General features: G+C 60.6%; 13 protein-coding genes. 8 read left to right on the top strand and 5 right to left on the bottom strand.

Going from position 1 to position 15193, the window contains the following annotated elements; translation table 11 throughout:
- Positions 1–192: 192 nt before the first annotated feature.
- On the top strand, positions 193–1635 hold the full coding sequence (locus tag M2397_RS12805; RefSeq protein ID WP_131698630.1) for an NCS1 family nucleobase:cation symporter-1: 1443 nt from the start codon (positions 193–195) through the stop codon (positions 1633–1635).
- On the opposite strand, the gene M2397_RS12810 is transcribed toward M2397_RS12805, so the two are convergent.
- Positions 1547–2755 carry an MFS transporter gene (locus tag M2397_RS12810; protein ID WP_184743610.1) on the bottom strand — a complete coding sequence of 403 codons (1209 nt, stop codon included), beginning with the start codon at positions 2753–2755 and terminating at the stop codon, positions 1547–1549. The genes M2397_RS12805 and M2397_RS12810 overlap by 89 nt on opposite strands.
- 103 nt (positions 2756–2858) lie before the next feature.
- Here M2397_RS12810 and M2397_RS12815 point away from each other — a divergent pair, with 103 nt between their 5' ends.
- The 3 genes from M2397_RS12815 (at position 2859) to M2397_RS12825 (ending at position 6590) form a co-directional block, all read left to right on the top strand.
- A complete protein-coding gene (locus M2397_RS12815) occupies positions 2859–3752 on the top strand; it encodes a putrescine utilization regulator PtrR (protein WP_131698628.1) in 894 nt (297 codons plus the stop codon).
- Positions 3753–3895: 143 nt separating this feature from the next.
- Positions 3896–4018: a PA1414 family protein gene (locus tag M2397_RS12820; RefSeq protein ID WP_003193089.1), complete on the top strand. Its 123-nt coding sequence runs from the start codon at positions 3896–3898 to the stop codon at positions 4016–4018.
- A gap of 475 nt (positions 4019–4493) precedes the next feature.
- Positions 4494–6590: an NAD(P)-dependent oxidoreductase gene (locus M2397_RS12825; protein WP_259243435.1), complete on the top strand. Its 2097-nt coding sequence runs from the start codon at positions 4494–4496 to the stop codon at positions 6588–6590.
- Between the two features lie 65 nt (positions 6591–6655).
- On the opposite strand, the gene M2397_RS12830 is transcribed toward M2397_RS12825, so the two are convergent.
- From M2397_RS12830 to speB, 4 genes are read right to left on the bottom strand one after another with little or no spacing between them, the layout of a single operon-like run.
- Positions 6656–8038 (bottom strand): sodium:solute symporter, encoded by a 1383-nt coding sequence (locus tag M2397_RS12830; RefSeq protein WP_184743608.1) that lies wholly within the window; start codon positions 8036–8038, stop codon positions 6656–6658.
- Positions 8039–8062: 24 nt separating this feature from the next.
- Positions 8063–9577, bottom strand: coding sequence for a cytosine permease (locus tag M2397_RS12835; protein ID WP_259243444.1), 1515 nt, complete (start codon positions 9575–9577; stop codon positions 8063–8065).
- 21 nt (positions 9578–9598) lie between these two features.
- On the bottom strand, positions 9599–10021 hold the full coding sequence (locus M2397_RS12840; protein WP_145336990.1) for a nuclear transport factor 2 family protein: 423 nt from the start codon (positions 10019–10021) through the stop codon (positions 9599–9601).
- Positions 10021–10971, bottom strand: coding sequence for an agmatinase (speB, locus tag M2397_RS12845; protein WP_027603787.1), 951 nt, complete (start codon positions 10969–10971; stop codon positions 10021–10023). The genes M2397_RS12840 and speB overlap by 1 nt, the downstream gene beginning before the upstream one ends.
- A gap of 149 nt (positions 10972–11120) precedes the next feature.
- Here speB and M2397_RS12850 point away from each other — a divergent pair, with 149 nt between their 5' ends.
- The 4 genes from M2397_RS12850 (at position 11121) to rlmD (ending at position 15112) form a co-directional block, all read left to right on the top strand.
- Positions 11121–12014 (top strand): LysR family transcriptional regulator, encoded by an 894-nt coding sequence (locus tag M2397_RS12850; RefSeq protein ID WP_131698623.1) that lies wholly within the window; start codon positions 11121–11123, stop codon positions 12012–12014.
- A 6-nt stretch (positions 12015–12020) separates the two neighbouring features.
- Positions 12021–12626, top strand: a complete 606-nt coding sequence (locus M2397_RS12855) for a tRNA-uridine aminocarboxypropyltransferase (RefSeq protein ID WP_145336989.1) — start codon at positions 12021–12023, stop codon at positions 12624–12626.
- Between the two features lie 231 nt (positions 12627–12857).
- Positions 12858–13760, top strand: a complete 903-nt coding sequence (gene cysM, locus M2397_RS12860; RefSeq protein ID WP_015885254.1) for a cysteine synthase CysM — start codon at positions 12858–12860, stop codon at positions 13758–13760.
- Positions 13760–15112, top strand: a complete 1353-nt coding sequence (gene rlmD, locus M2397_RS12865; protein ID WP_259243447.1) for a 23S rRNA (uracil(1939)-C(5))-methyltransferase RlmD — start codon at positions 13760–13762, stop codon at positions 15110–15112. Before cysM ends, rlmD begins: the two co-directional genes overlap by 1 nt.
- The last annotated feature ends 81 nt before the right edge of the window (positions 15113–15193 follow it).

Raw genomic sequence — 15193 nt, forward strand, 5'->3', positions numbered from 1 at the left:
ACAGGATTGATCTGCACCGTTGCTGAGCGCAATCCTCGTTACTAAACCTCCGTATACCCCTTTGAAACGCCGTTGCAGAGGGATTGTGTTCTATTGGCACGTATTCTGCTGACTATCTCGTATACAAACCAGGCCGCCTCCCGTATGCACCCCGTGACGGAAGCGCAGGCCGGTATTACGAGGAGCCCAGCGATGATCGAACAATTGCCCAAAGGCTATAGCCCACGCCTTTACAACCAGGACCTGGGCCCATTGCCGCAAAAGTGGACCTGGTACAACATCTTTGCCTTCTGGATGAGTGACGTGCACAGCGTGGGTGGCTATGTGTTCGCCGCCAGTCTGTTCGCCCTGGGGCTGGCCAGTTGGCAGGTGTTGATTGCCTTGCTGGCAGGCATTTGCATCGTGCAATTGATTGCCAACCTGGTGGCCAAGCCCAGCCAGCAGGCCGCCGTGCCCTATCCAGTGATCTGCCGGTTGGCGTTTGGTGTGTTCGGCGCGAATATTCCCGCGGTGATTCGCGGTCTGATTGCGGTGGCTTGGTACGGAATTCAGACCTACCTGGCGTCGAGTGCCTTGATCATTGTGGTACTGCGCTTTTTCCCACAGATGGCGGTGTATGCAGAGCCGCATTTTGCTGGCCTGTCTTACTTGGGCTGGTTTGGTTTCCTCAGTTTATGGGTGTTGCAGGCGGCCGTGTTCTGGGCCGGCATGGAGTCCATTCGCCGCTTTATCGATTGGGCGGGGCCGGTGGTCTACGCGGTGATGTTTGCCCTGGCCGGCTGGATCGTGTGGAAGGCAGGGTGGGCGAATATCAGTTTTACCCTGTCGGAAAAATCCCTGTCGGGTTGGCAGGCGGTCGGTCAGGTGATCGTGGCGACGGCGCTGGTGGTGTCGTACTTTTCCGGGCCGACCCTGAATTTCGGTGATTTCAGCCGTTACTGCCGCAGTATGCAGGATGTGCGGCGCGGCAACTTCTGGGGCCTGCCGGTGAACTTCCTGGCGTTTTCCCTGGTGACCGTGGTCATCGTCTCGGGCACCTTGCCGGTGTTTGGTGAAATGCTCCATGACCCGATCGCGACCGTCTCGCGTATTGATAACAGCATGGCGGTGCTGCTCGGCGCTTTTGCCTTTGTCACGGCCACCATTGGCATCAACATTGTCGCCAACTTCGTTTCCCCGGCGTTCGACTTCGCCAACGTCGCACCGAGCAAAATCAGCTGGCGCGCCGGCGGCATGATCGCCGCCGTGGCTTCGATCTTCATCACCCCGTGGAACCTGTTCAATAACCCGCTGATGATCCACTACACCCTGGATATCCTCGCGGCCTTTATCGGCCCGTTGTTCGGGATTTTGCTGGTGGACTTCTACCTGATCAAAAAGCAGAAGATCGACGTGGACGCGCTGTTCGATGACAGCCCGAGCGGGCGCTACTACTTCGATGGCGGTGTGAACTGGACGGCGGTCAAGGCATTGGTGCCCGCGACACTGGTGGGTGTCGCGATCACCTTCACGCCGGCGTTGCAGGGCATGGCTAACTTTGCCTGGTTTACCGGTTGCTTCCTGGGTGGGCTGTTTTTCCTGGTGTTGGCGCGGCGAGAGCAGGTTCGCGCGCCGGCACCGTTGGTCGCGGGCTGACCAACACCCCTCCCGCCGCTAACAGGCCTGCACCGGCGATCACCAGCGCGGGTTGCAGGCCACCGCTCAGGTGGCTGCTCACCGACGCCAGCAACGGTCCACTCAATTGGCCGATGGCAAAGCTGGCGGTCAACAGCCCGGTGTTGCGCTGATAGCCGTGGGGCGCAATCTCCCGCAGGCGCGCCATCACCAACTGCATGCAGGCCAGGAATGGCGCGCCGCACAGCAACACCCCCAGCGCCAGCCCCCAACCGTTACCCAGCAGGCAGGCGAATACGCCGGCCGCTTGCAGCCACAACGTAGTCATCAGCCAGCGACGGGTGGTGTCCGGATCCTTGGGACGCAGGCTTGCGACCACCACGCCAATCGCCGCCGCCAAACCAAAGCAGGGCCAGAACAGATCGGCCTGCCAGGCGCCCTTGAATTGCGCGCTGGCCATTTGTGACAGGAACGTCGCGGGAATGATGTAGCCCAGGCCGAACAACACATAGATCCAGCACAGGTGGGTAGTGCTGCCGTTGCTGGCCGTGTCGGCGTGGCTTGCCACAGGCGCAGTAACGGCGGACGGCTGGGGCAGGAAGGGCAAGATTGCCAGTAGCATCACCAGCGCCACCCCACCATAGATCAGCCACAACGTTGCAGAGCTCTGGTCCAACAGGTTGGAGCCCAGCGCGAGTAACCCGGTCAGCACAATCCCCAGCCCCGGCCCGGCAAACACCAGGGCACCCAGGCGTGCACGCCCGGCGGCAATCGCCAGCGGCTGGCTCAGGCTGGTGATCATCACCAGTGCCCAGGCACTCGCAACGCCGGTTCCGAAACGCAGCAGCAAGTGCGGCCAGAACCCATGGGCCCAGTACGACGCCAGGGTCAGCAACACGCACAACCATAGCCCGCCATACAGGCGACCCCGCACATGGTGATGGCTGCGCGCAAAAATCGAATCCACCGCGCCCACGAAGTAGCCCAGGTAATTGGCCGCCGCGATCAGTCCGGCGCCGGTCAGGTCGATCTGTCCTTCACTGAGCAAGTGGGGCATTTGCGGGGTGAGGGCGAAGCGGCCGATGCCCATGGCCATCATCAGGGCGATAAAGCTGGCGAGTAAGCGGATCGGGGGTGACATGGTCAGGTGTCCTGCTGGTAAGCGAATACCGTCAGGCTAAAGCGGATTGACTTTCTGTAAAAATGAATAATAGTGAGCAACTTGTTCAGTTTTGGAGAAAGGTGTGGAATTCAGTCAATTGCGGATTTTCCAGGCCGTCGCGGAAGAGGGCTCCATCACCCGCGCTGCCGAGCGCCTGCATCGAGTACCATCGAACTTGTCGACCCGGCTCAAGCAGATGGAAGAACAGCTGGGCGTGGAGTTGTTTGTGCGCGAACGCCAGCGCTTGCAGCTTTCTCCGGCAGGCAAGGTATTGCTGGACTACAGCACCCGTCTGCTGGCGCTGCACGATGAAGCCCATGGCGCCGTGCAAGGCGGGCAACCGGCCGGCGATTTTGTACTGGGCAGCATGTACAGCACGGCGGCGGTGCATTTGCCGAAGTTGTTGGCGCGTTATCACAAGGCGTACCCGATGGTTAACTTGCAGGTGCAATCGGCGCCCAGCGGTGAATTGCTCGAAGGGTTAATTACCGGGCGCCTGGATGCTGCTTTTGTGGACGGGCCCATCACTATCGCCTCGTTGGACGGTGTAGCCCTGTGCGAAGAGCGCCTGGTGCTCATATGCGAAGCCGACCATCCGCCGGTGCGCGGGCCACAGGACGTTGCGGGCCGTTCGGTGTTCACTTTCCGCCGCAGTTGCGCCTATCGCACGCGCCTGGAAACCTGGTTTTCCCACGAGCACGTCGCCATGGGGCGAGCGATTGAGATCGAGTCTTATCAAGGCATGCTTGCCTGTGTCATCGCCGGTTCTGGCGTGGCGCTGATGGCCGAATCCATGCTCGACAGCTTGCCGGGCAAGGACAGCGTGTCCGTTCATCCGCTGACAGGGCATTTTGCCACTGCGACCACCTGGCTGATGTGGCGAAAGGGTATGCTCGGCGCTAACCTCAATGCATGGATCGACCTGCAGCAAGAGGGCAGGGCCGAGGTCCTGCAAGACGCACGTGCGATTGCTTGAACGATCCGTCAGGATTTGGACCAATTCAGTAATAGTTCGTTGTGGTTTCGTTCAAGCAATACGTAGGACTTAGGGCTACTATCAGTGTAGGAAAAGGCGACAGAACTTGCGCCTACCAGCATTACCCTCAAAGGGGGCAAACCATGAAAGAGAAAATTCAAAACTGGCTCCACGACCTCGGCGTTGCGCTGGGCCTGATCGAGCCACCGCTGCAACCGGTGCCCATTCGTACCGATGACGAGCAGCGTCGTCCTCGCCGCAGATAATCTCCGGTCGAAGCAGGATTAAAGGTGGGAGCGGGCTTGCTCGCGAATGCGGCGTGTCAGTTAACGGAATGATTGACTGATCCAGCGCTTTCGCGGGCGAGCCCGCTCTCACAGTTTGTTTTGCACCAGTCCTATCTCCCGCCGCCCGAGTCACCCCTCGCGATAACCCCCTCACTCCACAACACTCACTCGCCCCAGGTGATCTGAACAATCGTTCCGATGGAAGCGTCTGCTTCCAGGATATGTCTGTTGTTCCTCTGTGACACGGGGAGTAGTCCGAATCTATGCAGGTCAGTCAGGCTTTTGACTTTCAAGTGTCGGAATCAGGCTACTTGTTCATCAGAAACGGCTGGCTTATTCAATTCAAACGATGAGCGTAGGTTGAGTTCCTCAAGGGCATTTTAATAACGCCCCACCCTTCATTGAATGGCTCTCTGCGAGGCATTAGTCAGTCAGAATTGCTGGAGACACAGCTATGAGGCTCTCTTCCATTCCGCCAGTCGCCGCGTCCCTTATCGCCATAACCGGAAATATCCTGCATCTCGCACCGGTGTCGAGAGCCTGGAAGGCTCACGCACCCAGCAATGTAGTGTTCTTTCCCCCGACATTGACCAAACACGATCTGCTCATACAGATCGGTCTCCTGAGTCCATCGGCGATCATTGTCGGGGACCAGGCGATCGATGCCGACGTCATCGCCCAATGGCGCATATCCCACCCGTTTGGCGAGCTCCATTTGATCCGCAGAGGTACGAGCCTGGATAAGGTGCGAATGGACCTTTGCGGTTCCAACGACATCCGCGTGGTCAATACGCCGGGGGTCAACGCGCCGCATGTTGCCGCCTATATGGCACGCTGGCTGACACTCGCCGATGGCTCCCTGCCCCGTGACATCTGTGTACTGGGATACGGCAACGTGGGCAGAGAGCTGGTCAAGGTGTTGCTTGATCGGGATCCTGAGGTTCGGATCCAGGTATTGGATCGACAGGGTCCGAGGCCGGACACTCTCGGCAAAGCCTGTTCCGACAGTCGAGTGTCCTTTGGTCTGGACTGGCACGAGGTGCTGGAGGGGGCTCGTGCTGTCGCTATCTGTTTATCCCTGAATGATGAGTCCACCCATCGCATTGATCAGGCCCTCATTCAGTGCCTGCACACGCAAGCTCGCCTGGTCTGCGTCGCCAAGCCGGATGTCTTCAGCGACGACGCGTTGCGGGCCCTGGCAAGGGCTGAAGGTATCCAGCTTGTATTGGACTACGGGCCTGGGACACTCGATGCATTTCGGGGGCGCGCGCAGGCACTCGGCTGCAGTGTCTCCAAGTGGCGTAAACCGGCGACCCTTACAACCCAGGCGGCAATGACTGAAGCCTGCCATGGCGACCTTGACTATGCCGTCTCAATTCAACTGAGTCTGACCGCCTTGCGCTGCCTGGTCAGGCGCAAACTTGCCCACTCATTGACGATCCCCGCGCAACAGGCAGATGCTGGCGCGCCGCGCGTATCGATCATCGGTCGAGGTATCAACGGCCTGCTCCAAGCCGTGATGTTGCGCCTGGCCAACTATCAGGTCTCGGTCTACGGAGGACATCAGCAGAGCGATGGAGCCAGTCATAAGCAGGTGAACATGCGCCATCTGTCAGCCACGGAGACGACTGCAAAGCCGCTGAGTAACGATTATCTAACGCCTGGAAATCAGTACTTGGCCGTAGAGTGCAATCGCGCAGGCATTGAGCTGTTTGAAAAGTTTCTGACCGACAATCCATCGTTGGCACGATTTGCACGGTCTCGGATTGTAAGAGCGTATATGGACGACGCTAGTGGCGTAGAGATTGCGATCCACGAGCAACGCGATATCGAAAAAAGGCCTTGGCCGAGTGGCAAGCCAGGATGTGAACTTGCAGAGATCAGTCGCCTGCAATTCCAGGCAAGTTATGGCGTCCCAGGGATTGGTCGGGCTATTGAAGTATCGGGCTACGATCTGGAATTTTCCCATCTGAGGGATGAGATAGTGGCTCTGTTGGCGCGCTCTGGGGTTCAGTTCCTACCCCAGCATCTAAGCCCTGTCCAAATTGCTGAGTTGAGCAGAGAACACTTCGTCGTCACTGCCATGGGGATCGAGGAAGAAGAAGTCATCGCGATCATCGGCTGGTTTTTCAAGATGCCTGCTGTTGGTAGTGAAGGTGTCGGAATGCGCGGACTCAAACTGCAGTACGATCTGCCCATCGGCGTCATGAACTGTCGATTAGACGGGGACTATATTCTTGTCTCCGGTGGGCAGGTTCCGACCGATTCCACGACCACGTACAAGGAGCAGATACTGACGGCATGTCAGACCGCCGTCTCTCGTCACTTTCCAAAGTCTTACCGCCGGGCAATCGAAAGTGGCGACTTGCAAATTATCGAATGTGCCAGGCCTGGCACTCCGGATGGACTGTCGATAGTCTATTGCTCCGCCTACAACCGCATTGCCGCCGGAGGCACATATGCCGGGGGGACGACGCAGGGATTGGTGTGGGCTTCATTGGTCCAGGAGATCATCCAGGCAAAGGCGTCTGCAGGTTCGGCACGGTATTAATGAAAAAACGGGTGCGACATCCGACGTCGCACCCGCTGAAAAAACCGCTCTAAACCCCCTATTTCTTACACCGTCCGAGCCACCTGCGCCTGTGGCCGGCGTGACAACACACTCACCAGCACAAAACTCACCAGCGCCACCGCCAGGCTGTAGTAGATCGGCGTGTTCGCATCCAACCCATCCTTGAACATGAACACCAGCGCCGTCACGAAGCCCAGGGTCATGGACGTAATCGCCCCCGAGGTGGTCGCCCGCTTCCAGAAGATCGCGCCGATCAGCGGGATCAGCATGCCACCCACCAGCAGGTTGTAGGCCAGGGTCAGGGCGCTGATCACGTCATTGACCACCAATGCGATGCCCAGCACGACGATACCGGTCAGCATGGTGAACAGGCGGTTGATTGCCAGGCTCGATTGTTTACCGCCGCGCAAACGTGGCAGCAGGTCTTCGGTCAATACGGTGGAGGCGGCGAGCAAGCCGGCGCTGGCGGTGGACATCATCGCCGCCAGTGCCGCAGCGATCACCAGGCCACGAATCCCGTCTGGCAGCGAGGCTTTGACGATGGCCGCAAACGCGTTGTTGACGTTATCCAGGTCCGGAATCAGTACATGGGCCGCCATGCCGATCAGTGCACAGGCCAGGCCGTAGAGGATGCAGTAGAAACCGGCGAAAGTGCCTGCGTACTTGGCAACCTTTTCGTCACGGGCGGTGAACACTCGCTGCCAGATGTCCTGGCCGATCAGGATGCCGAAGAAGTAGATCATGAAGTAGGTAATGATCGTGTCCCAGCCGATCGCGGTGAAGCTGAAGCTCGATGCCGGCAGCTTGGCCACCAGCTCATCCCAGCCGCCGACGCGGTACAGGCAGATCGGCAGCAGGATAAACATCAGGCCGACGGTCTTGATCACGAACTGCACGATGTCAGTGAGGGTCAACGACCACATGCCGCCGATGGTCGAGTAGACCACCACCACACCACCGCCCAGCAACACCGAGATCCAGAACGGCAGGCCGAACAGCACTTGCAGCACCGTGCCGATGGCCAGGATCGAGGTCACGCCGATCATCAGCGCGTAGGCCAGCATGATCACCGCACTCGCTTGGCGGGCCATGGGGTTGTAGCGCTTTTCCAGCACCTGGGTGACGGTGAAGATTTTCAGCTTCAACAGCGGCTTGGCCAGGAACAGGTTCAGCGCGATGATCCCCATGCCCAGCGCGGCACACAGCCAGAAGCCGGAGATGCCATGCACGTAACCCAGGCGCACAGTACCGACGGTGGATGCACCCCCCAGTACCGTGGCGGCCATAGTGCCCATGTACAGCGACGGGCCCAGGTTCCGACCGGCCACCAGGTAGTCTTCGTGGGTCTTGGCGCGGCGCATGCCGTAATAGCCGAGCACGAGCATGCCGGCGGCGTAGATGAGTACGACGAATAAATCCAAAGCCATGACGGCGGGTCTCCGATTATTGTTTTAGGTAACAGGCGAACTTGCTGTGGGAGCGGAGCTTGCTCCCGCAGGGCTGCGAAGCGGACTATTGGGGCCATACACCGAAGCCGGCTCCGGAAACACACGCAGTAACGTCAGGTAAACCACCGACGCCAACCCCAGCGTCACCGGCAGGCTGATATCGATGCCGTTCGCCAGGTTGCCCAGCGGCCCGACAAACTGTCCCGGCAAGTTGACAAAGCACAGGCCCACCAGCGCGCTCGGGATCCAGGCCCCCAGCCCGCGCCAGTTCCAGCCATGGCTGAACCAGTAGCGGCCGCCGGTTTCACCACGGGTGAAGACCTGCAGGTCATCCGGGCAGTAGAAGCCGCGACGTACGATCAGGCCGATGATCATCATCACCATCCACGGCGTGGTGCAGGTGATGATCAGCACGGCGAAGGTCGATACGCTCTGCACCAGGTTGGCGGCGAAACGTCCGATAAAGATGAAGGCAATCGACATCACCCCGATCAGCAGCGTGGCCTTGACCCGCGACAGCACGCGCGGGAACACGCTGGACATGTCCAAGCCGGTGCCATACAGCGAGGTGGTGCCGGTGGACATGCCGCCAATCACTGCGATCAGGCACACCGGCAGGAAGAACCAGGCGGGTGCCACCGCCAGCAGGCCGCCGACGTAGTTGTTGGCCGCGATGTAGTCCGGCGCCTTGATCGCCACGATGGTCGCGGTGGCCAGGCCGAACAGGAACGGGATCAAGGTGGCGATTTGTGCCAGGACCACCGCCAGCATGATGCGCATTTTCGGCGTCTCACGCGGGATATAACGTGACCAGTCACCCAGGAACGCCCCGAAGGAAATCGGGTTGCTCATGGCCACCAGCGCCGCGCCGATAAAGGCCGCCCAGAAGCCGGTCTGGCCCAGGGCTACGGTGCCGGCGAAGTGGCTGTCGAAGGTCGGCGCGAACGCGAAGATGCCCAACAGAAACAGCAGGCTTGCCGCCCAGACCGCAATGCGGTTGACCCACAGCATGAAGCGAAAGCCGTAGATGCACACCGTCAGGACAAGCATGGCGAATACGCCGTAGGCCAGGCCCAGGGTCAGGTCGGTTTCCGGCAGGCCGATCAGCCGTTTCGCACCGCCGACCAGCGCATCGCCTGAACTCCACACCGACAGTGAGAAGAAGGCAATCGCCGTCAGCAGTGACAGAAACGAACCGACAATCCGCCCGTGCACGCCGAAGTGCGCACCGGAAGACACCGCGTTGTTGGTGCCATTGATTGGCCCGAACAGGCCCATGGGGGCGAGGATCAACGCACCCACCAGCACACCCAGCACAATCGCCCAGACGCCAGCCTGGAACGACAGGCCGAACAACACCGGAAAGGAACCTAGCACAGCGGTGGCAAAGGTATTGGCGCCGCCGAAGATCAGGCGGAACAGATCCTTGGGGGTGGCCGTACGCTCGTTGTCCGGGATCTGTTCGACCCCGTTGGTTTCTATTTTGCGAATACTTTTATCGTTGTTTTTATTATTCATGATCAGCTCCGATCACAGTGGCTAAGGGGGCGGCAGCCCTTCCGGCATAGCGGACAAATGTTCGTGACAGGCCAGCCACAGGCCTTCTTGTTGTTCTGTGCGAGATCCTTGGCGTTTGAAGACAATGGTCTCGCGTTCCTGGCTAAAGAATTGCTCCCCGTTCATGCGCAGCTCGGTGGCCACGTCATGAATAAATATCGCCACGTCCCCCTGCAGGCTGACCACGGCGTTGCTCGAGGTGCAGGACAGCACCTCGAACCCTTCATCCCGACGCCAGCTGTCCCACAACGCCTGGTAGGCATCGCGACTGAGCAGCGGCTGGGGGAGGGTGTAAAACACAAAGCTGGCATCGGCCGTGAACGCGCCGAAGTAGGCGGCGCGGTCGTTGCGCGCAAACGCCGACACCAGGTCGGCGGCGGCTTTCAATACCTGCGGCACGCTCATCAACGGTGCGCCACGCCAGGCAGTACGCAGAGCATCTCGTACAGCAGGTTGGCGCCCAGCAGCGAGGTGTTGCCGGTGGTGTCGTAGGGCGGCGAAACTTCTACCAGATCGCAACCAACCAGGTCGAGGCCCTGGCAGCCACGGATGATTTCGATCGCCTGGATGGTGGTCAGCCCGCCGATTTCCGGGGTGCCGGTGCCGGGCGCCCAGGCCGGGTCGATGCCGTCGATATCGAAGCTCAGGTACACCGGGCCGCCGCCGACTTTTTCCCGCACCTCGGCCATCAGTGGCGCGAGGGAGTGGTGCCAGCATTCTTCGGCCTGCACCACACGGAAGCCCTGTTTGCGGCTCCAGTTAAAGTCCTCGGCGGTGTAGCCCTGGGCACGCAGGCCGATCTGCACCACGCGGTCGCAATCAAGCAGGCCTTCTTCCACGGCGCGGCGGAAGGTGGTGCCGTGGGCGATTTTCTCGCCGAACATATGGTCGTTGACGTCGGCGTGGGCATCGATGTGCACCAGCCCGACCTTGCCGTGTTTTTTGTGGATCGCCCGCAGGATCGGCAAGGTAATCGTGTGGTCGCCGCCCAAAGTCATCGGGATCACGTTGTGCTCGAGAATCTCATCGTAGGCCTCTTCGATGATGCGCACGGCGTCCAGCAGGTTGAAGGTGTTGATCGCAACGTCGCCAATATCCGCTACTGACAGCGAGTCGAATGGCGCGGCGCCGGTGGCCATGTTGTAGGGGCGGATCATCACCGACTCGGCGCGGATTTCACGCGGTCCGAAGCGGGTGCCGGCACGCAGCGAGGTGCCGATGTCCAGGGGCACGCCGATAAAGGCCGCATCCAGGCCCTTGGCCGATTGCAGGTGGGGAAGACGCATCATGGTGGCGATGCCGGCGAAGCGCGGCATTTCGTTGCCGCCCAGTGGTTGGTGGAAAATCTTGTCCACGGGATTGCCTCATCGTTGTTGTGTTTATCAGGGGCCGATTCTGCGAAAAGCCCGTGGTGGGAAGAATCGGCAGGGGCAAATACTTAGTTCAGATTTTTCTAAACTAAAGCGCGCAGGTAGACTGCTGAGATCTATACCCGGAGCCAACCATGGCCAACGCCTTGCCCGACCTGAAACTCCTGCGCATCTTCGTCAGCGTCGTGCGCCACCAGGGCTTTGCCAACGCCCAGCACGAACTCAACCTGTCCACTTCGGCCATCAGCACCTATATGAGCCAGTTGGAAAGCGCGTTGGGCCTGGTGCTGTGCCATCGCGGGCGGGGTGGGTTCAGCCTGACCAGCAAAGGCGAGCTGTTTCACCAGGAAACCTTGCGCCTGCTGGGTGAGCTGGAAGGCTTCGAGCAATACGCCGCCGCGCTCAAGGGCGAGCTACGCGGCACGCTCAAGCTCGGCGTGCTCGACTCCACCGTAAGCGATAACGCCTTGCCGTTCGCCGAGGTTATCGGCGCCTACAGCCTGGAGCACCCGGCGGTGCACCTGAATTTATCGGTGATGAGCCCTTACGAACTGCAACTCGGTGTGCAGGACAACCGCCTGGACCTGGCCATCGGCGCCTTTTCCAATCGCATGAGCGGGCTGATCTACATGCCGCTGTACCGCGAGCAACACTGGTTGTATTGCAGCACCCGCCATCCGTTGTTCAACGAGCGTCGCATCCCTGAACAAGTGATCACCCAGCAACGCATGGTCGGCCGCGGTTACTGGAGCCAGGCCGAACTGGCGCGCCACGGCTTCAAGCACAGCGCCGCTACCGTGGAAAGTATGGAGGCGCAACTGATCCTGGTGCTCTCCGGTGCCTACATCGGCTACCTGCCCGAACACTACGCCCAGGCCTGGGCCGACAAGGGCGACCTGCGCGTATTGCTGCCGGCCACCTTCGGCTACCAGGCGCCGTTCTCGATGATCATGCGCCGGGGCCGCAGTCGCGAGCCGTTGATCCAGACCTTCCGCGATTTACTCAAAGCCCAGCTCAATCAGGCCTGAACAACCATGTCCCGACCCCAATGCTCCCGCTGCCTCAGGCCTGTTGTCCATTGCCTGTGCGCGCTGATCCCCAATCTCGACAGCCGTACCCGCGTGTTGCTGTTGCAGCACCCGAGCGAGGTCAACCATGCGCTCAACACCGCGCGGCTGGCGGCGCTGGGGTTGAACAATGCGCAGTTGGTAGTGGGCGAGGTCTTTGATGACCTGCCAACCTTGTTGAGCCCGCCCGGCTATCAGGCGCGGCTGTTGTTTCCGGCTGACGATGCACAGCCGTTGCAAGCCTATGCCCCCGGCGATCAGCCGCTGTTGCTGGTGGTGCCCGACGGCACCTGGCGCAAGGCGCGCAAACTGCTGCACCTCAATCCGTTGTTGGCGGCGCTGCCTCGAGTGACGCTGGTCGAGGGCGCCGTGTCTCGCTACCGATTACGCAAGGCGCCCGGGCCAGGGGCGTTGTCGACGGTGGAGGCGATTGTGCAGGCGTTGCAGGTGCTGGAGGCGCCGGTGTCGTTTGAACCGTTGCTCAAGCCGTTTGACGCCTTGATCGAAGGGCAGATTGCGGCGATGGGGGAGGAGGTCTTTCAGAAAAATCATGGCGATGGGCATTTGGGCTAGGCGGGGTATCGACGCGCGGCCGTCGGAAGTAAGCCCCCTCCCACATTCGAACGAGTTCCAGCATGAGAATGCGGTCCAGTGTGGGAGGGGGCTCGCTCCCGATGGGGCCCTCGAGCTCACCCTCTTTTCCGCTTATTCCTTTAAGCCATAAGCACCGCACTTTGCGTGATATGGCCCGCCGACCTTTCCCGGTATGATGTTCGCCCCCGCAGTCTGGATTGCGAATACGCCATGACCTTGCAGTACCCTACAATCGCCGATTGCGTCGGCAACACGCCCCTGGTCCGCTTGCAACGCATGGCGGGTGAAACCAGCAATACCCTGTTGCTCAAGCTCGAAGGGAACAACCCGGCCGGCTCGGTAAAAGACCGCCCGGCGCTGTCGATGATCACCCGCGCCGAGCTGCGTGGGCAGATCAAGCCCGGTGACACCCTGATCGAAGCCACCTCCGGTAACACCGGGATCGCCCTGGCCATGGCCGCCGCGATCAAGGGTTACAAGATGGTGCTGATCATGCCCGACAACGGCAGCGCCGAGCGCAAGGCGGCGATGACCGCTTATGGCGCCGAGTTGGTGCTGGTCACCCAGGAAGAAGGCATGGAAGGCGCCCGCGACCTCGCTGAGCGCATGGCCGCCGAAGGCCGTGGCCAGGTGCTGGACCAGTTCGCCAATGGGGACAACCCCGAAGCGCACTACACCACCACCGGTCCGGAAATCTGGCGCCAGACCCAGGGCACCATCACCCATTTCGTCAGTTCCATGGGCACCACCGGCACCATCATGGGCAACTCGCGCTACCTCAAGGAGCAGAACCCGGCGATCCAGATCGTCGGCCTGCAACCGATGGAAGGCGCGGCCATCCCGGGGATTCGGCGCTGGCCCGAAGAGTATTTGCCGAAGATCTACAACGCGACGCGCGTGGACCGCATCATCGACATGGCCCAGCGTGAAGCCGAAGACACCACCCGCCGCCTGGCGCGTGAAGAAGGCATCTTCTGCGGCGTGTCGTCCGGCGGTGCCGTGGCGGGTATGTTGCGCTTGTCCAAGGAAGTGGAAAACGCGGTGATCGTCGCGATCATCTGTGACCGAGGCGACCGTTACTTGTCGACCGGCATTTTCGACGAACCCAACTGATGGCCAAGCACGAGAGAGGCCTGCGCTTCCAACCGACGGGCGGCAGCCGGGCCCCACAGATTCCCGTGGGCAAGAAGCAACGCCTGACCATCGAGCGCCTGGCCAACGACGGCCGCGGCATCGTGTTCTTTGAAGGCCGCACCTGGTTTGTGAACGGTGCGCTGGCCGGCGAAGAGGTTGAAGCGCGAGTGTTGGGCACCCACGGCAAAGTGGTCGAGGCCCGCACCGAACGCGTGTTCAAGGCCAGCGAGCTGCGTCGTCCGGCACCGTGCGCGCACTTCGGCCGCTGTGGTGGTTGCAGCGTGCAGCACTTGCCCCATGACGAACAACTTGCCCTGAAACAGCGCATGCTCGCCGAGCAACTGTCCCGCGTGGCCGGTGTCGAACCGCAGGAGTGGGCTGCACCGCTGAGCGGGCCGGAATTCGCTTACCGACGCCGCGCCCGCGTGGCCGTGCGCTGGGATGCCAAGGCGAAAAAACTCGAGGTGGGTTTCCGCGCCGTGGCCAGCCAGGACATCGTCGCCATCGATGATTGCCCGGTGCTGGTACAGGCCTTGCAACCGATCATGCAGCGCCTGCCGAACATGCTGCGTCGCTTGAGCAAACCTCAGGCCCTGGGACATGTGGAGTTGTTCAGTGGCTCGTCCGTCGCCGTGCTGCTGCGGCATATGGCGCCGTTGTCGGACGCGGACCTGCTGATCCTGAAAGAATTTTGCAGCTTCCATGAAGCCCAGCTGTGGCTGCATGGGGAAGGTCAGCCGGAACCGATTGAGCCCGATCAATCACTAGGTTTCCGATTGGACACGTGGAATTTGGAGTTGGCGTACCGACCAGGGGATTTTGTCCAGGTCAACGCCGGAGTCAACGAGGCGATGGTTGCCCAGGCCCTGGACTGGCTGGCGCCGCAGCCTGATGAGCGGGTGCTGGACCTGTTCTGCGGCCTGGGCAACTTTGCCCTGCCACTGGCGAAACAGGTGCGCGAAGTGGTGGCGGTGGAAGGTGTGCAGACCATGGTGGGCCGGGCTGCGCAGAACGCCATCAACAATAATTTGCATAATGCGCAGTTTTTTCAGGCCGATTTGTCCCAGCCTTTGACTGACGCGGAATGGGCCAAACAGGGCTTTTCTGCGGTACTCTTGGACCCACCCCGCGATGGTGCCCAAGAGGTTGTGCGCAAGCTCGCCACCCTGGGGGCCAAGCGCCTGGTGTATGTGTCCTGCAACCCGGCGACGCTGGCGCGGGACACGGTTGAGCTGGTCAAGCAAGGCTACCGGCTAAAACGTGCCGGGATCCTCGACATGTTTCCGCAGACAGCGCATGTCGAGGCCATGGCGTTATTTGAAGCGGGCTAGGATGCCCGTTTAATCCGACTGGCCTGCGTTCTCCAAGGCCTATGATCTGCCACGGAGTTCGCAGTAAAAAGGTCGGCGATG

It is taken from the genome of Pseudomonas sp. BIGb0381 (assembly GCF_024809815.1).
Classification (GTDB): Bacteria; Pseudomonadota; Gammaproteobacteria; order Pseudomonadales; family Pseudomonadaceae; genus Aquipseudomonas.